General features: G+C 64.8%; 21 protein-coding genes and 1 pseudogene. 15 read left to right on the forward strand and 7 right to left on the reverse strand.

What is annotated here, in order from left to right:
* Positions 1 to 121 precede the first annotated feature (121 nt).
* The 3 genes from F3J44_RS17705 to F3J44_RS17715 all read right to left on the reverse strand — a co-directional run bounded on the left by F3J44_RS17705 (position 122) and on the right by F3J44_RS17715 (position 2,959).
* Positions 122 to 1,117, reverse strand: coding sequence for an aldo/keto reductase (locus F3J44_RS17705; RefSeq protein WP_167274496.1), 996 nt, complete (start codon positions 1,115 to 1,117; stop codon positions 122 to 124).
* Positions 1,118 to 1,216: 99 nt separating this feature from the next.
* Positions 1,217 to 2,068 carry a LysR family transcriptional regulator gene (locus F3J44_RS17710; RefSeq protein ID WP_167274499.1) on the reverse strand — a complete coding sequence of 284 codons (852 nt, stop codon included), beginning with the start codon at positions 2,066 to 2,068 and terminating at the stop codon, positions 1,217 to 1,219.
* A 66-nt stretch (positions 2,069 to 2,134) separates the two neighbouring features.
* Positions 2,135 to 2,959 (reverse strand): hypothetical protein, encoded by an 825-nt coding sequence (locus tag F3J44_RS17715; protein WP_167274502.1) that lies wholly within the window; start codon positions 2,957 to 2,959, stop codon positions 2,135 to 2,137.
* Between the two features lie 319 nt (positions 2,960 to 3,278).
* Between F3J44_RS17715 and F3J44_RS17720 the strand changes: the two genes are divergently transcribed.
* The 14 genes and pseudogenes from F3J44_RS17720 to F3J44_RS29870 all read left to right on the forward strand — a co-directional run bounded on the left by F3J44_RS17720 (position 3,279) and on the right by F3J44_RS29870 (position 19,139).
* Positions 3,279 to 4,190 carry a LysR family transcriptional regulator gene (locus F3J44_RS17720; RefSeq protein ID WP_167274505.1) on the forward strand — a complete coding sequence of 304 codons (912 nt, stop codon included), beginning with the start codon at positions 3,279 to 3,281 and terminating at the stop codon, positions 4,188 to 4,190.
* 98 nt (positions 4,191 to 4,288) lie between these two features.
* Entirely contained in the window at positions 4,289 to 5,209 is a 921-nt protein-coding gene (locus F3J44_RS17725; RefSeq protein ID WP_167070711.1) for a hydroxymethylglutaryl-CoA lyase, read from the forward strand.
* The gene (locus tag F3J44_RS17730; protein WP_167274508.1) at positions 5,209 to 6,411 is read left to right on the forward strand and encodes a CaiB/BaiF CoA-transferase family protein; all 1,203 of its coding nucleotides are present in this window, start codon (positions 5,209 to 5,211) and stop codon (positions 6,409 to 6,411) included. Before F3J44_RS17725 ends, F3J44_RS17730 begins: the two co-directional genes overlap by 1 nt.
* A complete protein-coding gene (locus F3J44_RS17735) occupies positions 6,412 to 6,936 on the forward strand; it encodes a gamma carbonic anhydrase family protein (RefSeq protein WP_167274511.1) in 525 nt (174 codons plus the stop codon).
* Between the two features lie 70 nt (positions 6,937 to 7,006).
* A complete protein-coding gene (locus tag F3J44_RS17740) occupies positions 7,007 to 8,323 on the forward strand; it encodes an MFS transporter (RefSeq protein ID WP_167274514.1) in 1,317 nt (438 codons plus the stop codon).
* A 42-nt stretch (positions 8,324 to 8,365) separates the two neighbouring features.
* Positions 8,366 to 9,649, forward strand: coding sequence for an OprD family porin (locus F3J44_RS17745; RefSeq protein WP_167274516.1), 1,284 nt, complete (start codon positions 8,366 to 8,368; stop codon positions 9,647 to 9,649).
* Between the two features lie 318 nt (positions 9,650 to 9,967).
* Complete coding sequence (locus tag F3J44_RS17750; protein ID WP_167274519.1) at positions 9,968 to 10,702, forward strand: gluconate 2-dehydrogenase subunit 3 family protein; 735 nt, start codon at positions 9,968 to 9,970, stop codon at positions 10,700 to 10,702.
* A gap of 3 nt (positions 10,703 to 10,705) precedes the next feature.
* Positions 10,706 to 12,490: a GMC family oxidoreductase gene (locus F3J44_RS17755; RefSeq protein WP_167274521.1), complete on the forward strand. Its 1,785-nt coding sequence runs from the start codon at positions 10,706 to 10,708 to the stop codon at positions 12,488 to 12,490.
* Positions 12,491 to 12,502: 12 nt separating this feature from the next.
* A complete protein-coding gene (locus F3J44_RS17760) occupies positions 12,503 to 13,741 on the forward strand; it encodes a cytochrome c (protein WP_167274524.1) in 1,239 nt (412 codons plus the stop codon).
* A 289-nt stretch (positions 13,742 to 14,030) separates the two neighbouring features.
* Positions 14,031 to 15,053 (forward strand): LacI family DNA-binding transcriptional regulator, encoded by a 1,023-nt coding sequence (locus tag F3J44_RS17765; RefSeq protein WP_167274527.1) that lies wholly within the window; start codon positions 14,031 to 14,033, stop codon positions 15,051 to 15,053.
* A gap of 67 nt (positions 15,054 to 15,120) precedes the next feature.
* The gene (locus F3J44_RS17770) at positions 15,121 to 15,894 is read left to right on the forward strand and encodes an AP endonuclease (protein ID WP_167274529.1); all 774 of its coding nucleotides are present in this window, start codon (positions 15,121 to 15,123) and stop codon (positions 15,892 to 15,894) included.
* Complete coding sequence (locus tag F3J44_RS17775; RefSeq protein ID WP_167274532.1) at positions 15,887 to 16,837, forward strand: sugar kinase; 951 nt, start codon at positions 15,887 to 15,889, stop codon at positions 16,835 to 16,837. The genes F3J44_RS17770 and F3J44_RS17775 overlap by 8 nt, the downstream gene beginning before the upstream one ends.
* Before the next feature lie 63 nt (positions 16,838 to 16,900).
* Positions 16,901 to 18,133, forward strand: a pseudogene (locus tag F3J44_RS17780) (MFS transporter); the annotation flags it as partial.
* 34 nt (positions 18,134 to 18,167) lie between these two features.
* Positions 18,168 to 19,139, forward strand: coding sequence for a D-glycerate dehydrogenase (locus F3J44_RS29870; RefSeq protein WP_167274534.1), 972 nt, complete (start codon positions 18,168 to 18,170; stop codon positions 19,137 to 19,139).
* A gap of 91 nt (positions 19,140 to 19,230) precedes the next feature.
* Here the strand turns inward: F3J44_RS29870 and cprA are convergent, their stop codons facing one another.
* From cprA to F3J44_RS17805, 4 genes are all read right to left on the reverse strand, one after another.
* Positions 19,231 to 20,379, reverse strand: a complete 1,149-nt coding sequence (cprA, locus tag F3J44_RS17790) for a cationic peptide resistance protein CprA (RefSeq protein ID WP_167274537.1) — start codon at positions 20,377 to 20,379, stop codon at positions 19,231 to 19,233.
* 398 nt (positions 20,380 to 20,777) lie between these two features.
* Positions 20,778 to 21,965: an MFS transporter gene (locus tag F3J44_RS17795; protein WP_205299970.1), complete on the reverse strand. Its 1,188-nt coding sequence runs from the start codon at positions 21,963 to 21,965 to the stop codon at positions 20,778 to 20,780.
* 88 nt (positions 21,966 to 22,053) lie between these two features.
* Positions 22,054 to 22,227, reverse strand: coding sequence for a hypothetical protein (locus tag F3J44_RS17800; RefSeq protein WP_167064422.1), 174 nt, complete (start codon positions 22,225 to 22,227; stop codon positions 22,054 to 22,056).
* Between the two features lie 110 nt (positions 22,228 to 22,337).
* Positions 22,338 to 22,802: an Lrp/AsnC family transcriptional regulator gene (locus tag F3J44_RS17805; protein ID WP_167064419.1), complete on the reverse strand. Its 465-nt coding sequence runs from the start codon at positions 22,800 to 22,802 to the stop codon at positions 22,338 to 22,340.
* Positions 22,803 to 22,931: 129 nt separating this feature from the next.
* Between F3J44_RS17805 and F3J44_RS17810 the strand changes: the two genes are divergently transcribed.
* On the forward strand, positions 22,932 to 24,185 hold the full coding sequence (locus tag F3J44_RS17810; RefSeq protein WP_167274541.1) for a Zn-dependent hydrolase: 1,254 nt from the start codon (positions 22,932 to 22,934) through the stop codon (positions 24,183 to 24,185).

A 24,185-nucleotide genomic window follows, 5' to 3' on the forward strand; every position in this document is an offset into this window, starting at 1 on the left:
CGATGCGGTGCATGGCACCGGCTGCGCCGGTGTTCGCGGGGCAAGCCCGCTCCTACAGGGGATTCGCGGCGCGCATGCGGGTAGCGTGCGCGCTTGAAAATGCGAAGCGGCCGGTACCGGCTTACTTGAACCCGGTCACCGCGTGGGGCACATAGGGCGCTTCCAGGCGGGCGATTTCCTCGGCACTGAGTTCGAACGCCAGGGCGGCAATCGCATCGTCCAGCTGCGCCACTTTCGAGGCGCCGACAATCGGTGCCGAAACACCGCGCTTGCCCAGCACCCAGGCCAGCGCCACCTGCGCCATCGGCACACCGCGCTCGCGGGCGAGCTGTTCGACCACATCGATCACGCGGCCGTCTTCGGCTTCGGTTTTTTCATAGAACGACTGCCCGGAAATGTCGGTGCGGGTACGCGCGGTCTGCTGCCCGTGGGGGCGGGTCAGGCGGCCGCGGGCCATCGGGCTCCAGGGCATCAGGCCGACGCCCTGGTCCAGGCACAGCGGAATCATCTCGCGCTCTTCCTCGCGGTAGACCAGGTTGAGGTAGTTCTGCATCGACACGAAGCGGCTCCAGCCATTGCTGGCAGCGACCTGCTGGGCCTTGGCGAACTGCCAGGCATACATCGACGAGGCGCCGATGTAGCGCGCCTTGCCGGCGCGGACCACATCGTTGAGGGCTTCCATGGTTTCCTCGATGGGCGTGTGGTAGTCCCAGCGGTGGATCTGGTACAGGTCGACGTAGTCGGTGCCCAAGCGGGTCAGGCTGGCGTCGATATTGGCCATGATCGCCTTGCGCGACAGGCCCTGCTCGTTGGGGCGGGTGCTGCCTTCCCACATGTTGGCGGGGTAGAACACCTTGGTGGCGATCACCGTTTCCTCGCGGCGGGTGAACTCTTTCAGCAGCTTGCCGAGGATGATTTCCGAGGTGCCGGCCGAGTAGCTGTTGGCCGTGTCGAAGAAGTTGATGCCTTGCTCCACGGCATGGCGAATGATTGGCCGGCTATCGGCTTCGCCCAGGGTCCAGGGGTGGGTGCCGGCATCTGGCTCGCCAAAGGTCATGCAGCCCAGGCACAGTTTCGAGATGTCCAGGCCGGTGGTACCCAGTTTGACGTACTGCATCCGCTTCTCCTCACTGATTGGTTGTGCATCGGGGGGCAGCTTAACGGTGATACGGCCCTGCGCAAATTCCGCATCGGTGCAGGCGACATCTGCAAAAATTCACAAGCGCAGCAACGGCCGTACCTGCTGCTGGAGAAAATGGGTCACTGCCTTGATACGCGGCGTGTTGCGCACATCTTCGTGCACCGCCAGCCAGATTTCGATACTCATGGTCTGCTCGTCGCGCCCGGCCACCTCCAGGCCATGCTCCTGTGCCATGAACGCTGGCAGGCAGGCGATACCGATGCCGCCCGCTGCGGCCTGGGCCTGGATGCGTAGGTCGTTGCTTTGCAGGGCAAAGGGCTGGTTGCCGGTTTGGCGCAGTAGCCATTGCTGCTGGGGCGACTTGGCCTGGGATTGGTCATAGCCGATGTAGCGCACGGCACTGGCGCTGCGCAGGTAGGCGGGGGCGGCGTAGAGCCGGTAATCGAGGTAACCCAGCAGGCTGGCCACCAAGGTAGGTTCGCTGGGCCTGGCCAGGGCGACGCTGATGTCGGCCTCGCGCCGCGCCAGCGAAGCGCGGGTTTTGCTGCCGACCAGGGTCAGGCGCAGGTGTGGGTAGCGCTGGTACAGTGCACCCAAGTGCTGGGCGATGATGCTGCCCAACAGCGCGGGCGGGGCGGCCAGCACCACCTCGCCCTCGACCTGCTGCTGGCCGGCATTGGCGAAGTGCTCCAGGGCGAACGACGACTGGGTCATCTGTTCGGCATATTCGCCCACCCGCCGGCCTTGCTCGGTCAGCGCGTAGGCCCGGGGCCTGCGGTCGACCAGCTTGAGGTTCAGGGCCTGCTCCAGGGCGGCGATGCGCCGGGCCACGGTGGCGTGGTCGACGCCCAGTTGCCGGGCAGCCGCCGACAACGAGCCGGCGCTGGTAAAGGCGGAGAAATGGCGCAGGTCTTCCCAGTCGAACATAAGTGGCCTCAGGCGTAGACGGCCATCATACGGGCTGCTGGCGATTGCGGCGACCGCAACGCCAGCTTACATGCGCGTCAGCGAGGGGCAGATCGGGCTCAGGTCGCCGCTGCTCAGGTCGATGAGCGGTGCGCTGGCGTTGCTGGCATCGTGCTGCGCCAGGTGGGCCACGAAGGCATCGATGACCTGCCAGGCTGCCAGCGCACCGGGCAGGCTGGTAAGGCCCGGGCAGTCGCTGGGCTGGGCGCCTGCCGTCAGCGCCGCCAGCGCCTGATCGAGGCTGGCCTGCTGGGCCTCCCACACTTCCACTAGCCGCGGCAAGGCGCCGCGCAGTGTCAGGTAATGGGCCTGGATACCGCCCATGGCGGCCACTGCGCGGGTCAGGTGGGCCTGGCGCGTGCTGGGCTTGAGTGTCTGTTGGGGTTCGCTGGCCAGGGCCTGCAGGCCGGCGGCGATGGCCGTGCGCATCTGCGGCTGAGGGCTGCCGAACGCACGGATCATGCCCTTTAGCTCCTTGTCGGCGGCCCGGGTTGCGGCAAGGCTTCTGGCAGTTTTGGGCAGCAGGCGCTGCTTGAGCAGGTCGGCCCACAGGCGCCCGTCATTGGCCACCTCGGGGGCGACCAGCCAGGCGCTGGCAGTGAAGGTGGTGGCGTACTCGCGAAAGGCCTGGAGCACCGGCAGCCACACCAGTGGCCGGTCCAACTGCCAGACATCGGCTGCGGCGTCCAGGCGCCGGAACTCGATGGCCACCTGGGTAAACCAGGCGGGCTCTTCTGCCAGGCGCCCAACCTTGATGCCCTGGCAACTGAGCGCGAAGTTGTCGAGCGCGACGATGTCGGCGTAGGCATCGGTGAGCCTGGCGATGACGTCTTGTGGGTCGCAAACGAGCATAGTGACGTCCCTCGATCAATGGATGAGGTGCGGGAAAGGGAAGGGGTTATGGCGAAGGCCATCGAGCGATGCGCGGATAACGGCGAGGTGGATGGCGATTTTGAAGCGGTTCAAGGTCCTTCTCCCTTCATGACAGATGCGTTTCGGGGGTACCGAGGGCAAGTCACATAGCCATCATTGGCCGAGAAATTAAGGTTTAGATGAGCCGCCTGATGCTGGCAAGGGGGTGTCGGATGAATGGTTGCCACGGCTTGCTGCGGCACTGGGCAAGCCGACGACTGGTGTTAGCATAGCTGCATTTCCTGCCGTGGGGCCCGCCATGCAGCACCTCGATCACCTGTCGTTGCACCTGTTCGTCGTGGTTTGCGAGGAAGGCACCATCGCCCGCGCCAGCGAGCGTGCGTTCATGGCGCCGTCGGCGGTCAGCAAGCGTATTTCGGACATCGAGGCGCGTTTTGGCACGGCCCTGCTCAAGCGCAGCAAGCGCGGGGTCGCGCCCACCCCGGCCGGGCTGGCACTGCTGCGCCACGCGCGCGGCCTGACCCGCGCCATGGAGCGTCTGGACAGCGAATTGAGCGAGTACGCCGAGGGCGCGCGCGGGCATGTGCGGGTGCTGGCCAACGTGTCGTCGATCATGGAGTTCCTGCCCGAGGAGCTGTCGGCCTTCATGCTGGAAAACCCGCTGATCCAGGCCGATATCGAGGAGCGGTTCAGCCCTGACGTGGTACGCGGGGTGGCAGAGGGCAGTGCCGACCTCGGCATCTGCCGGCGCTCCATGGCCATTGGCGACCTGGAGTTCCTGCCGTACCGGCAGGACCACTTGGCCGTGGTGGTGGGCGCCGAGCACCCGCTGGCCGGGCGCGACAGCATTGCCTTCGAGGACACCCTGGACTACGAGCACCTGGGGCTGTCGGCGTTCGCCACCTTGAACAGCTTCATGCGCGAGAGCGCCGAGGCGGCGGGCAAGGCGTTACGGTTTCGTTCCTATGTATCGTCGTTCGATGCCGCCTACCGGCTGGTGCAGTTCGGCCTGGGCCTGGCGGTGTTCCCGCAAGAGGCGGTGGCGCGCTACGCCCAGCTATTTGGCTTGCGGGTGATCCCGCTGGTGGATGACTGGGCGCTGGGCGAGTTCGTCATCTGCATGCGCGACCGCAATGCCCTGAGCCTGTCGGCACGCCGCCTGCTCGACCATCTGCTGCTGCGCGCACCGGCCTGGCAACCGCGCAGCTGATCCATCGTGGTTGGCGATGGATCAGCCCGTAAAACACGTCTTTTCTGCCCGTCATCCTGCTCTTAGTCTGGCCCCACGCTTTAGCCAGAGAGACCGTGATGACAACAATAACCATCAATGAAGTGGGCCTGCGTGACGGCCTGCAAAGCCTGAGCACGGTAATGCCGACTGCCGCCAAGCAGCGCTGGATCGACAGCGCCTATGCCGCCGGCGTAAGGCATATGGAAGTGGCCTCGTTCGTGCCGGCGCGCCTGCTGCCGCAGATGGCTGACGCCCGGCAGGTGGTGGCCCATGCCCTGAGCTACCCGGACTTGGTCGTCACCGTGCTGGCGCCCAACCTGCGCGGCGCCCAGGATGCCTTGGACGCGGGCGCCCAGCGCATTGTCGCACCAGTGTCGGTGAGCACCGCCCACAGCCTGGCCAATGTGCGCCGCACCCCGCAGCAGATGGTCGAGGAGCTGGGGCGCATGTGCCAGCTGCGCAGCGACACGGGGCGTCATGGTGTGCAGATGATTGCCGGTATGTCCGTGGCCTTCGGGTGCACGCGCCAGGGCGATGTGCCGTTGGCCGACCTGTGCGCGTTGACCCGCCAGGTGATCGAGGCCGGCTGTGACCTAGTTTCCCTCGGTGACACCACAGGCTACGCCAACCCCGGCCAGGTCGCGCAGGTGATCCAGGCGGTGCGCGGCATTGCCGGCGAGCGCCTGCGCGCCGCGCATTTCCATGACACTCGCGGCCTGGCCCTGGCCAACAGCCTGGTTGCGGTGCAGCAGGGTATCGTCGAACTGGACGCCTCGCTGGCAGGCCTGGGCGGCTGCCCGTTCGCCCCGGGGGCCTCGGGCAACACGGTGACCGAGGACCTGGTGTTCATGCTCCAGGCCATGGGCCACGACACCGGAATCGACCTGCAGGCGCTAATCGATTCGCGCCAGGTGCTGCGTGACGCCTTGCCCGATGAAGCACTGTACGGGGCGATTGCCCGCGCCGGGTTGCCACTGAACTACCGAGGAATCGCCTGATGGCCAGACTTCCCCTGGACGGCATCCGTGTCGTCGAAATGTCCCATATGGTAATGGGCCCTACCTGCGGCATGATCCTCGGCGACCTGGGCGCCGAGGTAATCAAGATCGAACCCACCCGCGGCGACGGCACCCGCCGCCTGCTGGGCGCCGGAGCGGGTTTCTTCCGCACCTTCAATCGCAACAAGCAATGCATCGCCGTGGACGTCGAGACGCCCCAGGGGCGCGAGGCAGTGCTTGAACTGGTGGACACCGCCGACGTGTTCATCGAAAACTTCAAGCCTGGGCGCATGCACACCCTGGGCTTCGACTACACCAGCCTGCGCCAGCGCAACCCACGGTTGGTGTACGCCTCGCACAAGGGCTTTCTCAACGGCCCCTACGACAACCGCCTGGCCCTGGACGAGGTGGTGCAGATGATGGCCGGCCTGGCCTACATGACCGGGCCGGTCGGGCGGCCCTTGCGCGCTGGCAGCTCGGTAAACGACATCATGGGCGGCATGTTCGGCGCCATCGGCGTGCTCGCTGCGCTCAACGAGCGTCATGAAAGCGGCAGCGGCCGGGAAGTGCAGAGTGCACTGTACGAAAATTGCGTGCTGCTGGCCGCCCAGCACATGCAGCAGTATGTGGTAACCGGCGAGGCGGCGGCGCCCATGCCCAACCGCATCAGCGCCTGGGCGATCTACGACGTGTTCAGTTTCGCCGGCGGTGAGCAGATGTTCGTCGCCGCCACCGGTGAAGGGCAGTGGCATGCCTTGTGCCAGGTGCTGGGGCAGACCGCCTTGCTCGATGACCCGACGCTGGCCAGCAACAATGACCGGGTATTGCAACGCCCGCGGCTGTTGGCCCACCTGGCCGAGGTGTTCGCAACGCTGGATGCCCAGCGCCTGGCGGTGGAGCTGGAAGCCAACGGCATTCCGTTCGCGCCCATCCGCCGCCCGGAGGAGCTGTTCGACGACCCGCACCTGCGCCAGAGCGGCGGCCTGGCCGCGCTGGCCCTGGAGGACGGCAGCCACACCCCGATGCCGCTGCTGCCGTTGTCGCTGGATGGCCAGCGCCTGCAACCGCGCCGGCCGATCCCGCGGATTGGCGAGCATACGCGCGAGGTGATGCGGGGCCTGGGCTACAGCGACGAACACATTGCCCAGTTGTGCGCCGCTGGGGTGCTGAGAACCGATGACCAAGCCCAGGGAGTGCGCTGAATGGCCCTTTACCGATATGACACGCTGACCCCCGACCTTCACCCGGAAACCTTCGTTGCCGAAGACGCCACGGTGATCGGCGCCGTGACCCTGGCGCAAGGGGTGAGCATCTGGCCGCAGGCGGTGCTGCGCGGTGACAACGAGCCAATTCGCATCGGCCAGCACAGCAACGTGCAGGAAGGCGCGGTGCTGCATGCCGACCCAGGCTTCGCCGTGGACGTGGGGTGCAATGTGACCATCGGCCACCAGGCCATGCTGCATGGCTGCCGCATTGGCGATGGCGCCCTGGTCGGCATTCAGGCGGTGGTGCTCAATGGCGCGGTGATCGGCCGCAACTGCCTGGTCGGGGCTGGCGCCGTCGTCACGGAAGGCAAGGTGTTTCCCGACAACACGCTGATTCTCGGTGCACCGGCCAAGGCTGTGCGCGAGCTGAGCCCGGAAGCGATCGCCGGCATGCACGCCAATGCCGCCGAGTATGTGCGCAAGGGCCAGGCCTTCAGGGAAAAGCTGGTGCGCATCGGCTGACTGCGCTTTGCCAAGCGGCGCTCACCCGGGCGTCGCCATTCTCCAATAATTACAACAATGGAGATTCATCATGGTTGCCATGACTGGTGAACTGGCGCGCGAGCGCGCCGACCATCACATCGACGAACTGCTGCTGTACCGCCGGGTGGCCTGGCGCATCATGCCGCTGGCCATCATCTGCTTTCTGTTCTCCTACTTTGACCGTATCAACATCAGCTTTGCCAAGACCCAGATGCAGGCGGAACTTGGCCTGAGCGATGCGGCTTATGGCCTGGCCGCGAGCATGTTCTTCATCGGCTACGTATTGTTCGAGGTGCCCAGCAGCCTGGGCCTGAAACGCTACGGGGCGCCGGCGTGGATCTGCCGGATCATGGTGTCCTGGGGCATCGCCACGGCCTGCCTGGTGTTTGCCTATACCCAGTACACCCTGTATTTCCTGCGTTTTCTGATTGGCGTGATGGAAGCCGGCTTTGGCCCGGCCATCCTGTTCTACCTGGCCTGCTGGTTTCCGCGCAAACACCTGGCGAAGATGAATGGCCTGTGGTTCCTCGCCGTGCCCCTGGCCGGGGCAGTGGGCGGGCCGGCGGCCGGCTTCCTGCTGGGCAGCATGGACGGCGTGCTGGGCCTGGCCGGCTGGCACTGGCTGTTTCTGATGTCGGGCTTGCCCTGTGTGGTGCTGGGCGTGCTGGTGTTGTGCAAGCTTGACCGCGATATCGAGGCGGCAAAATGGCTGAGCCGCCAGGAAAAAGACCTGCTGCTGGAGAACCTGGCCCAGGACACGCGCGTGCACAAGCCGGTGCTGGGGTCGATCTGGCGGGTACTGTTGACCCGCGAGGTGGCGATCATGGCGTTCATCTATTACGTGGTGAAAACCGCGTCCTATGGCCTGAACTTCTGGATGCCGCACCTGATCAAGTCGTCGGGGGTGCAGGACATGCTCTGGGTGGGCGTGCTGTCGGCGCTGCCTTATGCCGTGGCCTGCGTTGGCATGGTGCTGCTGACCCAGCGCTCCGACCGCACCGGCGAGCGCAAGCGTTACCTGGTGTACTGCCTGCTGGCGGCGGCGCTGGGCTACCTGCTGGCCTGCCTGTATGCCGATTCGTCGTGGGCGATGATGGCTGCGCTGGTGCTGGCCACGGCAGGCACGTTCATTGCCATCCCGATTTTCTGGACCATACCGCAATCGACCTTCTCGGGCCTGGCGATTGCCACGGGCACGGCAGCGATCAACTCGGTAGGGCAGCTTAGCGGCATCGTCGCGCCGGTAATGGTGGGCAAGATCAACGACCTCACCGGCAGCAGCTACATGGGCATGTTGTCGATTGCCCCGCTGATCCTGATTGCCTGCCTGGTGGTGGTGCGCTACGTGCGCAACCCGAAAGCCTGAACACGGCTGGCGTGCGACAACAACAATAACAAGGCCTACCCCATGAACGCATACCCATCCCGGCGGGCATCGCTGATGCTCGCGGCGTTTTGCTGCGCCTGCCCGGCGGCCCGGGCCGCGGTGCTCGACGACGGCAAAGGCAGCCTGGAGCTGCGCAATTTCTACTTCGATCGCGATTTTCACGGCGACACGGCCAGCCAGAGCCGACGGGGCGAGTGGGCCCAAGGGTTCATGCTGAAATGGCAATCGGGCTTTAGCGAAGGGCCAGTGGGTTTCGGCCTGGATGCCGTGGGCATGCTGGGTGTCAAGCTCGATTCGTCGCCCGAGCGCAGCGGCACCGGGTTGTTGCCACGGGGCAGCGACAAGCGGGCCACCGATGAATACGCCAAGGCAGTGGCCACGTTCAAGGCCAAAGGGTCGCAGTCCGAGTTGCAGGTCGGTGGCCTGAGCCCGCAGTTGCCGTTGCTGGCTTCCAACTACAGCCGGCTGTTTCCCCAGTGGTTCAGGGGCGCGCAACTGCAGAGCCGGGAGCTCGCCGGCCTGACCTTCACCTGGTTGCGGGTGGACGCAACCACGCTGCGCGATTCCACCGATTTCGAGGCGTTGACGGCGATGGCGCAGCAGGGCGCCTACGCGGCCAGCGTGACAACCGACCGGTTGTACTATGCGGGCGCCGATTATCAGCCCCTGAACAACCTGACCGTGAGCCTGCATGCCAGCGTGCTGCAGGACCTGTTCCGGCGTGACTTTGCCGGCTTCAAGTACCGCCTGGCCCTGGGGCTAGGCGAGGCCTTCACCGAGTGGCGCTGGTTCAACGCCCGTGAACAGGGCAAGGCATTGTTGGGGCAGGTGGACAACCGGACTTTGAGCACGAACTTCGGCTACAGCCTGGGCGGCCATACGGTCAGTGGCGGCTATCAGAAGGTCAGTGGCGACACGGCCTATGCGTATGTGGGCGGCACCGATACCTACCTGTTCAGCGAGCAGCAGGTCAGCACCTTCGCCTTGCAGAACGAACGGGCGTGGATGCTGCGTTACGACTACAACTTCGCGGCGCTGGGGCTTCCTGGGTTGATCTTCAATGTGCGCTACGTGAAGGGCGACCAGGTCGACCCGCAGCATGTGGCCACGGTCAAGGGCCGGGCCCTGGCGGCGCGTGGCGGGGTGGGCGAGGAATGGGAGCGCACCACTGATCTGGGTTATGTGGTGCAGTCGGGGGTGTTCAGGAATGTGTCGCTGCGCTGGCGCAACGCGAGCATGCGCTCGAATTTTGCCGATGGGGCGGATGAGAACCGGGTGATCGTGGGCTACACGCTGAATTTCTAGAGAGTTGGCTGCCCCTCCTATGGAACAAATCGTAACTATCTAATTCAACTGATATTTCTGTAGGAGCGGGCTTGTCCCGCGAAGCAGGCGACGCGGTGTATGGCACCGGCTGCGCCGGTGTTCGCGGGGCAAGCCCGCTCCTACAGGGTTTCCGGTTAAATCAGATAATTACGATTTGTTCCAGGTCCAGAATGCCGCAGCCGATGAAACCGGTTTCAAGGCATTGCAAAACCGGCTAGATTACGCGGCTTTTCCGGCCCGACCGGACACCAGATGGCGCAATTTCAAGGCCGCCCCCTTGCTGATGAGGACCCCACAATGGCTGACCATGCCCCCGACAACCCACGCCGGGACTTCCTGCGCAAAACCCTGACCCTGATCCCGGTGGTCACCGTGGCCAGCACCGGCCTGGGTGCCGGCCAACTGCTGGCAGACCCGGTTCGCGAGCCCAAGGTGCCGGCCGCGCCGCCCGCCAGCCACTACCAGCCGACCTTCTTCACCGCCGAGGAATGGGCCTTCGTGCAAGCGGCCGTGTCGCGCCTCATCCCCGCCGATGAACTTGGCCCTGGCGCCCTGGAAGCCGGGGCTGGCGAATTCATCGACCGCCAGATGAACACCCCGTATGCCACCGGTGCCCAGTGGTACATGCAAGGCCCCTTCAAGGCCGATGCCGCGCCTGAGCTGGGCTACCAGCTGCAACTCACCCCGCAGCAAATCTACCGCCTGGGAATTGCTGCCACCGACGCCTGGTGCAAGAACGCCAGCGGCAAAACCTTTGCCGAGCAAGACAGCGCTACCCGAGATAAGGTTCTCGGCAAGATCGAAGCCGGGGAGATCGTTTTCGACCAGTTGCCGGCCAAGACCTTTTTCAGCCTGTTGCTGCAAAACACCCGCGAAGGCTTCTTTTGCGACCCGATCCACGGGGGCAACAGGGGCATGGTGGGCTGGACGCAAATCGGCTTCCCCGGCGCGCGGGCAGATTTCATGGATTGGGTGGAGCGCAACGAGCCATACCCGTTCCCGGCAGTATCGATTCGTGGCGAGAGGGCGTAAGGCATGGCCAATGCAATGAAAAAGGTCGACGCGGTGATCGTCGGCTTCGGCTGGGCCGGCGCGATCATGGCCAAGGAATTGACCGAGGCTGGGCTGCAGGTGGTAGCGCTGGAACGCGGGCCGATGCAGGACACCTATCCCGACGGCAGCTACCCCCAGGTGATCGACGAGCTGACCTACAGCATTCGCAAGAAACTGTTCGTCGATGTTTCGAAGGAAACCGTCACCATTCGCCACAGCGTCAATGATGTCGCGCTGCCCAATCGCCAGCTGGGCGCCTTCCTGCCCGGCAAGGGCGTGGGCGGAGCAGGGCTGCACTGGTCGGGCGTGCACTTTCGGGTAGACCCGATGGAACTGCGCATGCGCAGCCATTACGAAGAACGCTACGGCAAGCGCTTCATTCCTGAGGGCATGACCATCCAGGACTTCGGCGTGAGCTACGAGGAACTGGAACCGCATTTCGACTTTGCCGAGAAGGTGTTCGGCACCTCCGGCCAGGCCTGGACGGTCAACGGCACGCGGGTGGGCGAAGGGAAGGGCGGCAACCCCTACGCGCCCGACCGCTCTAACCCGTTCCCACTGGCGTCGCAAAAGAACGTGGTGTCGGCCAGGTTGTTCGAAAAAGCTGCCGCAAGCCTGGGTTACAAGCCCTACAACCTGCCGTCTGCCAACACCTCGGGCCCCTACACCAACCCTTACGGCGCGCAGATGGGGCCGTGCAACTTCTGCGGGTTCTGCAGCGGCTACGTGTGCTACATGTATTCCAAGGCCTCGCCGAACGTGAACATTCTGCCGGCGCTGCGCCAGGTGGCGAATTTCGAACTGCGTGCCAATGCCCATGTGCTGCGGGTGAACCTGGACGACAGCAAGCGCAAGGCCACCGGCGTGACCTACGTCGACGCCCAGGGGCGTGAGGTCGAGCAGCCAGCGGATATCGTCATTCTCGCCGCCTTCCAGTTCAACAACGTGCGGCTGATGCTGCTGTCGGGCATCGGCAAGCCCTACGACCCGATCAAGAACGAAGGCGTGGTCGGGCGCAACTTCGCCTACCAGAACATGGGCACGGTCAAGGCGTTCTTCGACAAGCGCACCCATACCAACAACTTCATCGGCGCCGGCGGCAACGGCGTGGCCATCGATGACTTCAACGCCGACAACTTCGACCATGGCCCGCATGGTTTCGTTGGCGGCTCGCCGATGTGGGTGAACCAGGCCGGCAGCCGGCCGATCACCGGGGCTGGCGTGCCTGCTGGCACCCCGGCCTGGGGCAGTGCGTGGAAGAAGGCCGCTGCCGACTACTACACCCACCAGGTGTCGATGGATGCCCACGGCGCGCACCAGTCGTACCGCGGCAACTACCTGGACCTCGACCCCACCTACCGCGATGCCTACGGCCAGCCGCTGCTGCGCATGACCTTCGACTGGCAGGAAAACGACATCAAGATGAACCAGTTCATGGTCGACAAGCTCAGCAAGATCGCCCAGGCGATGAACCCCAAGTCCATCGCCATCCTCGGCAAGAAGGTCAAGGAACACTTCAACACCGCCAACTATCAAACCACCCACCTCAACGGTGGCGCGATCATGGGCACCGACCCCAACACCAGCGCGCTGAACCGCTACCTGCAGAGCTGGGACGTGCACAACGTGTTCGTGCCAGGCGCTTCAGCGTTCCCCCAGGGCCTGGGCTACAACCCGACAGGCCTGGTGGCGGCACTGACCTACTGGTCGGCGCGGGCGATCCGCGAGCAGTACCTGAAAAACCCCGGCCCGCTGGTTCAGGCTTGAGGAGTGATGACCATGAGAAACCTGTTGATCGCCACCTTGCTGCTGGGTGCCAGCACCACTGCCCACGCCGACGATGCCCTGGTGAGCAAGGGCGAGTACCTGGCCCGCGCCGGTGACTGCGTGGCTTGCCATACCGCCAAGGGTGGCCAGCCGTTTGCCGGGGGCCTGCCGATGGAAACGCCCATTGGCACGCTGTACTCCACCAACATCACGCCCGATGCCAGCGGCATTGGCCAATACAGCTTCGCCGAGTTCGACCAGGCGGTGCGCAAAGGCATCGCCCGGGACGGCAGCACGCTGTACCCGGCCATGCCGTACCCGTCCTATGCCCGCGTCAGCGACGAGGACATGCAGGCGCTGTACGCCTATTTCATGCAGGGCGTGCAGCCGGTGGCGCAGCCGAACAAGGCCAGCGACATTCCCTGGCCATTGAGCATGCGCTGGCCGCTGTCGATCTGGCGCGGGCTGTTCGCCCCCGAGGCGAAGGCCTGGCAACCCCAGGCCGGGGCGGACCCGGTGGTCAGCCGCGGCGCCTACCTGGTCGAAGGCCTGGGCCATTGCGGGGCCTGCCATACGCCGCGGGCGCTGACCATGCAGGAAAAAGCCCTGAACCCGCAGGATGGCGCGCAGTTTCTGGCCGGCAGTGCGCCGCTGGAAGGCTGGATCGCCAAGAGCCTGCGTGGCGACCACAAGGACGGTTTGGGGAGCTGGAGCGAGGCGCAATTGGTGCAGTTCCTCAAGACCGGGCGCAGTGACCGCAGCGCGGTATTCGGCGGCATGAGCGATGTGGTGGAGCACAGCCTGCAGCACCTGAACGACGCCGACCTTACGGCCATTGCCCGCTACCTGAAAACCTTGCCGCCGAGCAACCCGGACGACAAGCCGCATGCCTACGACCAGCAAGTGGCCGATGCCCTGTGGCGCGGCGACGACAGCAAGGCCGGCGCGTCGGTGTATGTCGACAACTGCGCCGCCTGCCACCGTACCGATGGCCATGGTTACACCCGGGTGTTCCCGGCGCTGGCCGGCAACACGGTGGTGCAGACGGCGGATGCCACCTCGCTGATCCATGTGGTGTTGGCGGGTGGCACGGTGCCGGCCACCCACAGTGCACCGTCGAACTTCACCATGCCGGCGTTCGGCTGGCGCTTGGGCGACCAGGAAGTGGCGGATGTGGTGAATTTCATTCGCACCAGCTGGGGTAACCAGGGCAGTTCGGTCAGCGCCAGCGATGTGAAAGCCCTTCGCTAACAAGAATGCGCCGACCTGGTAGGAGCGAGCGTAGCTCGCGATGGGGCGCGAAGCGGCCCCATGGTTCCAGCTTCACAGCTCATGATGTCGGGCTGCTTTGCAGCCTATCGCGAGCTGCGCTCGCTCCTACCACCCTATATATCAAGTAGTTACGCCGTATATTTCTTGCTCTGTCTCACCCACCCTGTGACACTTTCGTTCATCGACGGGTTGACGAACGCGCGTGGTTTTGCTGTATTGAAACCGGTTTCATTCGCCGTCACCCGACAACAATCACAAGGGGCCCGCAATGACCGATTCACCCTTCAATGCCCGTGAGCGGGTAACCATCAGCGAAGTGGCGCGCCAGGCTGGCGTGTCCAAGGCCACGGTTTCGCGCTATATCGGCGGCGACCGGCAGTTACTGGCCGAAGCCACCGCCCAGCGCCTGGAACAGGTCATCGAGCGCCTGGGCTACCGGCCCAACCAGATGGCCCGGGGCCTCAAGCGCGGCCAAACGCGGCTGATCGGCATGTTGGTGGCGGACATCCTCAACCCCTATTCGGTAGCGGTGATGCATGGCGTGGAAACCGCTTGCCGCCAGCACGGCTACAGCCTGGTGGTGTGCAACACCAACCGCGACGACGAGCAGGAGCGCCATCACCTCACGGCCCTGCAGTCCTACAACGTCGAGGGGCTGATCGTGAACACCCTTGGCCGCCACCCCGGCGAACTGCTGAACCTGCAGCGCGACATTCCCATGGTGCTGGTCGACCGGCAGCTGCCGGAGCTGAACGTCGACCTGGTGGGGCTGGACAACGCCGACGCCATCGAACAAGCCCTGGATCACCTGCAGGCACGCGGCTACCGCGACATCCTGGCAGTCACCGAACCGCTGGACGGCACCAGTTCGCGGCTGGAACGGGTCCAGGCGTTTACCGCCTCCATCAGCAACCGCAGCGGCATGCGCCAGCAACTGCTGGAGGTCGACAGCGGCCTGCACGCCAAGCTGGGTGCGTTTCTCGCCAGCAAAGGCCACGGCCCGCAGGCGATCTTTACTTTCAACGGCGTCGCCACCCTGGCCGTCACCCGCGTGCTGCACGACGCCGGGTGCAACCTGTTCAACGACGTGGGCCTGATCGCCCTCGACGAACTGGACTGGTACCCGCTGGTGGGCACTGGCATTACCGCCCTGGCCCAGCCTACCGGCCGCATTGGCGTGGCCGCCTTCGAGTGCCTGCTCGAACGCTTGCGCGGGAACGCTCCAGCGCCACGGCGAATCGACTTCAAGGCCGAGCTGATCGTTCGAGGGTCCACGCAGAACCTGCAATAACCTGCCCACGGCAATGCCATGGGCATTACGCTCTGAAAAATGAAACCGGTTTCATAGGATAACAACAATGCACCAGAACCCCGTTTCCATCAGCCTTTCCAGCTACGGCGCCAGCCTGGTTCGCCAGCGTGGCCAGGAAAGTTTTATCAACCTCTTGGCTGCAGCCGGTGTGGCGCGCATCGAATTGCGCGAAGAGCTGTTCGAGGGCGCACCGGACGCTGCCGCGCTCGGCGCTGCCATTCGCGCCGCGAACCTTGAATGCCTGTATTCCTCGCCACTGGAACTGTGGGGCGCAGACGGGCAACCCGACCCGCGCCTGCCAGCCAAGCTCGCCCTGGCCAAGGCCTTGGGCGCCGTGGCGCTGAAAGTGTCCCTGGGGCATTACAGCGAGCGCTGCGAGGTCGGCGCCCTGCAGGCGATGCTCAGCCCCGGATGCCCCTTGCTGCTGGTGGAAAACGACCAGACCGAGCACGGCGGGCGCATCGAACCCATGCTGGCGTTCTGGCGACGCGTCGAGGGCTGGGGGTTGCCGCTGGGCATGACGTTCGATATCGGCAACTGGCACTGGCAAGGCGAGTCGGCGCTGCAGGCGGCGCGCCAGCTCGGCCGCTGGGTGCGCTATGTGCACTGCAAGGCGGTGCAGCGCCAAGACGATGGCCGCCTGGCCGCCGTACCGCCCAAGGCCGCCGACCTGCTGGCCTGGCAGGCACTGTTCGATGAATTCGCAGCCGGCCTTGTGCGGGCTGTGGAGTTCCCGTTGGTGGGCGCCGACCTGCTGGCGGTAACCCGGGCCCAGGTGCACAACCTGGCCCGCCTGGGCGAGGAGGTGAGCCATGCCTGAGCATGATGTGCTGTGCTTCGGTGAAACCATGGCGATGTTCATTGCCGGGCAAACCGGCGACCTGGCGGATGTGGCGACGTTCAGCAAGCGCATCGCCGGCGCCGACAGCAACGTTGCCATTGGCCTTGCCCGCTTGGGGTTTCGGGTGCGCTGGCTGAGCCGTGTCGGCGACGACTCGCTGGGCCGCTTCGTGCTCGCCAGCCTGCGCCAGGAAGGCCTGGACTGCAGCCATGTGCACGTCGACCCTGCATGGCCGACCGGTTTTCAGCTCAAGGGCCGCTGCGATGATGGCAGCGACCCGGTGGTTGAGTATTTCCGTGGCCATTCGGCTGCCCGCCAATTGTCCACCGCGCAGCTTGCCCCAGCCTTGCTGCAGGCCCGCCACCTGCACGCCACCGGTATTCCGCTGGCGCTGTCGGCCAGCTGCCGGGCCTTGTCCCACGCCTTGGTCGAGCGCATGCGCAGCGCCGGTTGCAGCATTTCCTTCGACCCCAACCTGCGCCCGTCACTGTGGCCCGACCCGGCCACCATGGTGCGCGAAGTGAATGCCCTGGCGGTCAAGGCCCATTGGGTGCTGCCGGGCCTTGAGGAGGGCCGCCTGCTCACCGGCCGGCAGGCGCCCGCCGACATTGCCGAATTCTACCTGGCCCAGGGTGTCGAGCAGGTGGTGATCAAGCTGGGCGGCGAGGGTGCCTACTACCGCAATGCCCAGGGCCAGGGGCTGGTCGCCCCGGTGCCGGTGGCCAAGGTGGTGGACACCGTAGGTGCCGGCGATGCCTTTGCCGTCGGTGTCATCAGCGCGCTGCTCGAAGGCTGCGCGTTGGATGACGCGGTGGCCCGCGGCAACTGGTGCGGCAGCCGCGCGGTGCAATCGCGCGGCGACATGGAAGGCCTGCCGCAGCGCCATGAGCTGGAGGCGCACCTGTTACGCAGAAGTGCTTGAAACGCTGATCGCCGGCACGCCGGCCCTGTTGCGACAAAAACAACAAGCTCAGGAGATCGATTCATGCAAACCTCCCGCCTTGCTCCACGCCGGTGGTGGTACATCATCCCCATCGTGTTCATCACCTACAGCCTGGCCTACCTGGACCGCGCCAACTACGGCTTCGCCGCAGCCTCGGGGATGGCCGACGACCTGAAGATCACCCCGGCGCTGTCGTCGCTGCTGGGGGCGCTGTTCTTTCTGGGCTACTTCTTCTTCCAGGTGCCGGGGGCCATCTACGCCGAAAAACGCAGTGTGAAGAAGCTGATTTTCGCCAGCCTGATGCTTTGGGGCGGGTTGGCGACCCTGACCGGGATGATCAGCAACGTCTACCTGCTGATCGCCATCCGCTTCCTGCTGGGCGTGGTGGAGGCGGCGGTGATGCCGGCGATGCTGGTGTACCTGTGCCACTGGTTCACCCGTGCCGAGCGCTCGCGGGCCAACACCTTCCTGATGCTTGGCAACCCGGTGACCATCCTGTGGATGTCGGTGGTGTCGGGTTACCTGATCAAGCATTTCGACTGGCGCTGGATGTTCATCATCGAAGGCCTGCCGGCAGTGTTGTGGGCGTTTATCTGGTGGCGCCTGGTGGATGACCGGCCCGCCCAGGTGGCGTGGCTGAGCGACGCCGACAAGGCGCGCTTGGAGCAGGCCCTGGCGGCCGAGCAGCAGGGCATCCGGCCGGTGAAGAACTACCGCGAGGCGTTTCGTTCGCCGCAGGTGATCGTGCTGTCGCTGCAGTACTTCTGCTGGAGCATCGGCGTTTACGGTTTCGTGCTGTGGCTGCCTTCGATACTCAAGCAGGCGGCCAATGTGGATATCGTCGAGGCCGGCTGGCTGGCCTCGGTGCCGTACCTGGCGGCGGTGCTGGCGATGATCGGCGTGTCGTGGGCCTCGGACCGCCTGCAGAAGCGCAAGCGCTTCGTCTGGCCACCGCTGCTGATCGCGGCCGTGGCGTTCTATGGCTCCTACGCCCTGGGCAGCGAGCACTTTTGGTTGTCGTACGCCCTGCTGGTGGTGGCCGGGGCGTGCATGTACGCGCCCTATGGCCCGTTCTTCGCCATCGTGCCGGAAATTCTGCCGGCCAACGTGGCCGGTGGCGCCATGGCGCTGATCAACAGCATGGGCGCGCTGGGTTCGTTCGGCGGCTCGTGGCTGGTGGGCTACCTCAATGGCGCGACCGGCGGGCCAGGCGCGTCCTACCTGTTCATGGCCGGGGCGCTGCTGACCGCGGTGGCGCTGACGGCCGCACTGAAAACCTCATCGGGCCATGGGCCAATAGGAAGCCGCAATGAAAAAACGAATCGTGCTGTACAAGCGTCTGTCCGAGGGGCTGCTGGCGCAACTGCAGGCGCAGGTGGAGGTAACCTGGGTCGACATGGCCAAGCCGGACGGCCTGGCGCGCCTGCGTGACGCCTTGCCCGGCGCCCACGGCCTGCTGGGCGCAAGCTTGCGCCTGGACAGCGCACTGCTGGACCTGGCGCCGCAGCTGGAAGTGGTGGCCAGTGTGTCGGTGGGCGTGGACAACTACGACATCAACGACCTGCACCGGCGCGGGGTCATGCTGACCAACACCCCCGATGTGCTGACCGAAACCACTGCCGACACCGGCTTCGCCTTGCTGCTGGCCACCGCGCGGCGGGTGGTGGAACTGGCCGGCTGGGTGCGCGACGGGCACTGGCAGGCGAGCCTGGGGCCAGCGCATTTCGGCACCGATGTGCATGGCAAGCGCTTGGGTATCGTCGGCATGGGGCGTATCGGTGAAGCATTGGCGCGGCGCGGCGCTGCCGGGTTCGGCATGCAGGTGCTGTACCACAGCCAGCGGCCCAAGCCCCAGGTCGAGGCGCGTTATGGTGCACGCTACTGCACCTTGGATGCCTTGCTGGGGGAGGCGGATTACGTGTGCCTGACGGTGCCCCTGAGTGCCAGCACCGAGGGTTTGATCGGTGCTCGGGAGCTGGGGCTGATGAAGCCCGAAGCGATTCTGGTGAACATCGCCCGCGGCCGGGTGGTGGATGAGGCGGCGTTGATCAAGGCGCTGCGGGCACGGCGGATTCGCGGGGCAGGGCTGGATGTGTTCGTACAAGAGCCGCTGGCCCAGGACTCGCCGTTGTTGCAGCTGGATAATGTGGTGGCCACGCCACATATCGGCTCGGCCACCCATGAAACCCGCGAGGCCATGGCGCGCTGCGCGGTGGACAACCTGCTGGCCGCGCTGAGCGGGCAAAGGCCGCCGAACCTGGTCACGCCCGGCTACATCTGATTGTAGGAGCGGGCTTGCCCCGCGAACACCGGCGCAGCCGGTGCCATGCACCGCGGTGTCTGCTTCGCGGGGCAAGCCCGCTCCTACACAGTTATTTAAAGTCCCACTGCATCTGGGTGGCGATGCTTACCCCGCTGGAGGATTTGACGCACACATCCAGGTAATCGGTGAAGCGCGGCGGCATGGCGATGCCTTCTTCGAGCAGGCGGCTGTTGTCGAACAGGTAGTTGAGGTCGGCAAAGCCGCTGTACAGGCGCAGGGCGCGCAGCACCAGGCGTGGGTTGGCCGGGCCAATGCGCGCTTCGAAGTCCTGGGCCAGGCTCTTGAGGTCGGCGACATTCACCTTGCGGTAGCGCTCACCCACCGGCGCCGCGCCATTGGCGTGGGCGAAGGCACGGTCGATTTCAGCGAAGGTACAGGCGGCCTGGTGGCCGGCGGAAATGTGGTACAGGTCGTGTTCCAGGCTTGGTTTGAGGGTCAGGCCAATCAGCGCCTCGGCGCAGTAGTCCACCGGGATCACGTCGATCTGCTCGTCCAGTTCGCAGGTGAAGCTTTCCAGCGCGAAGCCCATGCGGAACACCCAGAAGATGCTCGCCGAGGCCTGGCAACCCAGGGTGCGGTGGCCCACCACGATGGACGGGCGCGCCACCACCAGCGGCAGCGTTGGCAGCTGTTCGCTCATGCGCCGCTCAATTTCGGCCTTGGACGCGGTGTAGTCGACCAGTTGCTGCTCGGCGGCCGGGAAGTCCCACGACTCGCTGATCGGCGACTGGCGCTGCGGGCCGCAGCTCATGGCGGTACCCACGTGCAGGAAGCGCTTGAGGCGGGTGGAGCGGCTCATCACTTCGGCAAACGCATAGGTGCCTTCGACGTTTACCGGCCAGATGTTGGGGTTTTTCGAGAACGAGGCGACGGCGGCGCAGTTGATCACACGGTCGATTTGCATCAGCCGTGGCGTGGCGGCTGCCAGCCAGTGGGTGTCGAGGAAATCGCCACACAGGATCTGCTCGGCGCGCAGGGCCTGGCAGTCTGCTTCACTCACGCCGTGCTGGCGCAGGTTGTCGCGCAGGCGCTCCAGGCCTTGCTCCGGGCTGTTGGCTCGCACCAGGAAACACAGGTTGGCGCTGCGGCCGTTGTCGATCAATTGAGCCGTGACCGACCCGCCGAGAAAACCAGTGGCACCGGTCAGCAGGATATGTTCGTGAAGGGCGAAGTTAATAGGGTGGGCTGGCGCGTTCATAAACTTCCTCTGAAAAGTTTATTGATTGTCTTCGGGACGAAGGCACGGGCTGGGTAGTTTTCTAGGCTCGTGCCAAGGGCGCGCAGGTACTGGCGTTCAGCTCGGAGCGGGGGCGATTGTCGACGCCTTGGGAAGGGAAAAGCAATTAACGAAATGGCACTTTCGTATGAAACAAAAGTTAAGGAAGTGTTTGATTTTATTCAGTCAATGGATGCGCATTGCAATAATGCCACGGCGTTTGTTGTAAGCAAGTGAGGGCAATGTGAAAAATGCCTTGAGGCCCTGCCGCATACCCTTTCTTGTAGGAGCGGGCTTGCCCCGCGAACACGGGCGAAGCCCGTGCCAGGCACCGGGGCGCCGGGTTCGCGGGGCAAGCCCGCTCCTACAACACGGCCAACTCAGTGGCCGCCTTTCATCCGCCGTGCTGCCAGGTAGATCAGCAACCCAGCCAGTGCCGTGGCGGCGCCGATGTAGCCGGTGCTGGTCCAGCCCAGGCCGGCGGTAATGGCCATGCCGCCGAACCAGGGGCCCAGGGCGTTGGCCAGGTTGAATGCGGCGTGGTTGGACGCTGCCGCCAGGCTTGGCGCCTCGTGGGCGATGTCCATCAGGCGGATTTGCAAGGGCGCGGCCAGGGCGATCATGGTGCCGACCAGGCCGATGCCCAGCAGCACCGACCACAGCGCATGGGCGGCGAAGGTGAAGAACAGCAGCACGGCCATCGACCACACCAGCACGATGCCCACGGCGCGGAACTGCAGGCGGTCGAACAGCTTGCCCCCGGCAATGTTGCCAATGATGCCGCCAGCGCCAAACGCTGCCAGGCCGAAGGGGATCCACTCCGGCGACACCTGGGTCACCTGAAGCATGGTCGGGGCCAGGTAGCTGAATACGCAGAACATCCCGGCAAAGCCGATGGCGGCGATCCCCAGGGCCATCCATACCTGGGGCAGGGTGAAGGCTTGCAGTTCCTTGCGTGGGTCGCTGCGGGCCTCATTAGCCGGTTGTGGTACATAGCGCCACACCAGGGCGATGGTGCACAGGGCGATGGCCCCCACCAGGATGAATGCCGAACGCCAGCCAAAGAATTGGCCCAGGAAGGTGGCCACGGGGTTGCCCAGGAGCATCGCCAGGGTCAAGCCCATCATCACCCGGGCCACCGCGCCTGCACGCTGGTTGCTTGGCACCATGCTCGATGCCACTACGGCCGCGATGCCGAAATAGGCGCCATGGGGCAGGCCGCTGATAAAGCGGAAGGCCACCATGCTGCTGAACGACGGGGCGAAGGCGGTGGCCAGGTTGCCGATGGCGTACAGCGCCATCAGCAACAGCAGCATGTGCTTGCGCAGCAGCTTGGCCCCCAGTATCGCCAGCGCCGGGGCACCGACCACCACGCCCAACGCATAGGCGCTGATGGCATGGCCGACTTGTGGCTCACTGAGTTGCAGGTTGCTGGCGATGTCGGGCATAAGCCCCATGATGGCGAATTCGCCGGTGCCGATGGCGAAGCTGCCCAGTGCCATGGCAGCTTCCATCTTGCCGATTTCGCCTTTGGAAACGGCGAGGGGCGGTAATTCCTGAACGGACATTGGGATCCCTTGAAACATACTGAAACGTTTAACGTGGGATCATACCATTCAAGCATCCCACGGTGGGGTGGGAGGTAAGGCTGGCGGCTCAGGCCGGTTCTGCAGGGGCCGGGGCGAATGCCTGCGGCGCGGCTTGCAGGCGTTCTGTCAGGCGCGCTACGTAGGCTTCGGCGTCTGCCAGGCTGGCAAACGACACCGGATGCCCATCGATGATGACCTTGCAGCCTGCATCGTGCTCGTTTTGCGCGATCTCGATTTTCATGCCCCTTTCCTTCCTTGCTGTTGTTTTGGCGGGGCGAGAGTAGCGCAATTTTTCTGTAACAAAAAGTGAAATAACCGCTCTAAATCGGGCTTTTCGGGCTGACTGTTTGGTCAGTTATCGGTTGGCACGAACAGCCCGCTCTTCACCGTGCTCATCGACACCAAGGTTTTGAAGCGCTTGACGTTGTTGCTTTCGAAGAACAGCTCGCGGGTCAACTGGGTGTATTGCTCCATGTGCTTGACCAGCATGATCAGCACGAAGTCGCATTCGCCCGCCACGTAATAACACTGTTGCACCTGGGGGCAGGCGAGAAAGGTTTTCTTCATGGCGTCGAGCAGGTCGAGGCGTTCGTTTTCCACCTCCACCTCGGTGATTACGGTCAGCGTGTAGCCCAGCATCGTCGGGTCGACCTGCACCTGGGTGCCGCGTATGACCCCATCGCTGGTCATTTTCTTGAGCCGGCGGTTCACCGCTGCCGAAGAAAGGTTGACCTGAGCGCCGAGGTCCAGTTGCGACGTGCTGGCATCGCGCTGTACGGCGTCGAGCAACGCCTTGTCGAAATGATCGAGTGCCATGGTTCGAGCGTCCGTGGGTGAGTGAAGGTCGGTAGATGGCGTAATGAAATTGCACAAAACGGCTGAAAATCAAGTTTTTCATGCATGAGGGGCGAATAGAATTTCCCCATCGTGACTGAGGAACAGCGGATGAACGCACCTAGGCAATTGCAACTCGATGGCCCGACACTGCTCCAGCAGATCCAGGTGCTGGGGCAGGTGGGCGCGGACGCCGAGCACGGTGGCCGCACGCGCATTGCCCTGAGCGATGCGGAAAAAGCCGGGCGTGACCTGCTGGTGGGGTGGATGCGCGAGCTGGCACTGGATGTTCAGGTAGACCGCATTGGAAATATCTTCGGCACCCTAGGGGCGGCCCCAGGGCAGGGCGACCCGCGCCCGCTGATGATCGGCTCGCATATCGACACGGTCACCAACGCGGGCGCCCTGGATGGCTGTTATGGCGTGCTGGCGGGGCTGGCGGTGGTGCGTGCCTACCGCGCTGCGGGCGTGCTGCCGGCGCGCCCGATCACCGTGGCCGCGTTTACCAACGAGGAGGGTGTGCGCTACCAACCCGACATGATGGGCTCACTGGTGTACGCCGGGGGCCTGGGGCTTGAGCAGGCGCTGGATACCCAGGGCACCGACGGCACCCGGCTGGGTGACGAACTGGCCCGTATTGGCTACGCCGGCACACTTGAGCCGGGCGCGATCGTGCCCCATGAATACCTGGAATTGCACATCGAGCAAGGGCCGATTCTGGAAGCCGAAGGCACGTTGATCGGCGTGGTGGAGAACCTGCAGGGTATTTCCTGGCAACAGGTGCAGGTGCAGGGCAATGCCAACCATGCCGGCACCACCCCAACCCGCTTGCGCCATGATGCCGGCTACGTCGCCAGCGCCGTTGTCACGCAACTGCGCAGCCTGGCCCTGGCGTCGGGCACCACCCTGGCCACGGTTGGCTGCATGCAGTTCGAGCCCAACGTGATCAATGTCATCCCACGCAAGGCGCGCTTCACCGTCGACCTGCGTGACCCCGACGAGGCCCGCCTGGCGAGCGCCGAGCAGCGCCTGGCTGAGCTGCTGGCCAGCCTGGCCGAGCAGGAGGGGGTGACCATCAGCACCGAGCGCCTGGTGCGCTTTGCGCCGGTGACCTTCGATGCCGGCCTTGCCGATGAGATCGAAGCCTCGGCTAAGCGCCTGGGTTTCAGCCACCGGCGCATGACCTCCGGCGCTGGCCACGACGCGCAGATGATCGCGCGCATCGCCCCGGCGGCGATGATCTTCGTACCCAGCCGTGGCGGTATCAGCCATAACCCCCGCGAGCACACCGATGACGCGCAACTGATCCAGGGCGCCCAGGTGCTGCTGGATGTCGTTGGCCGTCGCCTTGCCCTTGCCTGTTGA

This window comes from Pantoea sp. Tr-811 (assembly GCF_011752535.1).
Taxonomy (GTDB): domain Bacteria; phylum Pseudomonadota; class Gammaproteobacteria; order Pseudomonadales; family Pseudomonadaceae; genus Aquipseudomonas.

What these genes read in the sequence shown, in the direction of transcription:
- F3J44_RS17775 (WP_167274532.1), top strand. Translation starts at nt 15,887, where the DNA reads ATGCCTGAGCATGATGTGCTGTGCTTCGGTGAAACCATGGCGATGTTC.
- F3J44_RS17715 (WP_167274502.1), bottom strand. Translation starts at nt 2,959, where the DNA reads ATGCTCGTTTGCGACCCACAAGACGTCATCGCCAGGCTCACCGATGCC.
- F3J44_RS17740 (WP_167274514.1), top strand. Translation starts at nt 7,007, where the DNA reads ATGGTTGCCATGACTGGTGAACTGGCGCGCGAGCGCGCCGACCATCAC.
- F3J44_RS17725 (WP_167070711.1), top strand. Translation starts at nt 4,289, where the DNA reads ATGACAACAATAACCATCAATGAAGTGGGCCTGCGTGACGGCCTGCAA.
- F3J44_RS17720 (WP_167274505.1), top strand. Translation starts at nt 3,279, where the DNA reads ATGCAGCACCTCGATCACCTGTCGTTGCACCTGTTCGTCGTGGTTTGC.
- F3J44_RS17750 (WP_167274519.1), top strand. Translation starts at nt 9,968, where the DNA reads ATGGCTGACCATGCCCCCGACAACCCACGCCGGGACTTCCTGCGCAAA.
- F3J44_RS17710 (WP_167274499.1), bottom strand. Translation starts at nt 2,068, where the DNA reads ATGTTCGACTGGGAAGACCTGCGCCATTTCTCCGCCTTTACCAGCGCC.
- F3J44_RS17795 (WP_205299970.1), bottom strand. Translation starts at nt 21,965, where the DNA reads ATGTCCGTTCAGGAATTACCGCCCCTCGCCGTTTCCAAAGGCGAAATC.
- F3J44_RS17810 (WP_167274541.1), top strand. Translation starts at nt 22,932, where the DNA reads ATGAACGCACCTAGGCAATTGCAACTCGATGGCCCGACACTGCTCCAG.
- F3J44_RS17770 (WP_167274529.1), top strand. Translation starts at nt 15,121, where the DNA reads ATGCACCAGAACCCCGTTTCCATCAGCCTTTCCAGCTACGGCGCCAGC.
- F3J44_RS17805 (WP_167064419.1), bottom strand. Translation starts at nt 22,802, where the DNA reads ATGGCACTCGATCATTTCGACAAGGCGTTGCTCGACGCCGTACAGCGC.
- F3J44_RS17800 (WP_167064422.1), bottom strand. Translation starts at nt 22,227, where the DNA reads ATGAAAATCGAGATCGCGCAAAACGAGCACGATGCAGGCTGCAAGGTC.
- F3J44_RS17705 (WP_167274496.1), bottom strand. Translation starts at nt 1,117, where the DNA reads ATGCAGTACGTCAAACTGGGTACCACCGGCCTGGACATCTCGAAACTG.
- F3J44_RS17765 (WP_167274527.1), top strand. Translation starts at nt 14,031, where the DNA reads ATGACCGATTCACCCTTCAATGCCCGTGAGCGGGTAACCATCAGCGAA.
- F3J44_RS17760 (WP_167274524.1), top strand. Translation starts at nt 12,503, where the DNA reads ATGAGAAACCTGTTGATCGCCACCTTGCTGCTGGGTGCCAGCACCACT.
- F3J44_RS29870 (WP_167274534.1), top strand. Translation starts at nt 18,168, where the DNA reads ATGAAAAAACGAATCGTGCTGTACAAGCGTCTGTCCGAGGGGCTGCTG.
- F3J44_RS17755 (WP_167274521.1), top strand. Translation starts at nt 10,706, where the DNA reads ATGGCCAATGCAATGAAAAAGGTCGACGCGGTGATCGTCGGCTTCGGC.
- F3J44_RS17745 (WP_167274516.1), top strand. Translation starts at nt 8,366, where the DNA reads ATGAACGCATACCCATCCCGGCGGGCATCGCTGATGCTCGCGGCGTTT.
- F3J44_RS17735 (WP_167274511.1), top strand. Translation starts at nt 6,412, where the DNA reads ATGGCCCTTTACCGATATGACACGCTGACCCCCGACCTTCACCCGGAA.
- cprA (WP_167274537.1), bottom strand. Translation starts at nt 20,379, where the DNA reads ATGAACGCGCCAGCCCACCCTATTAACTTCGCCCTTCACGAACATATC.
- F3J44_RS17730 (WP_167274508.1), top strand. Translation starts at nt 5,209, where the DNA reads ATGGCCAGACTTCCCCTGGACGGCATCCGTGTCGTCGAAATGTCCCAT.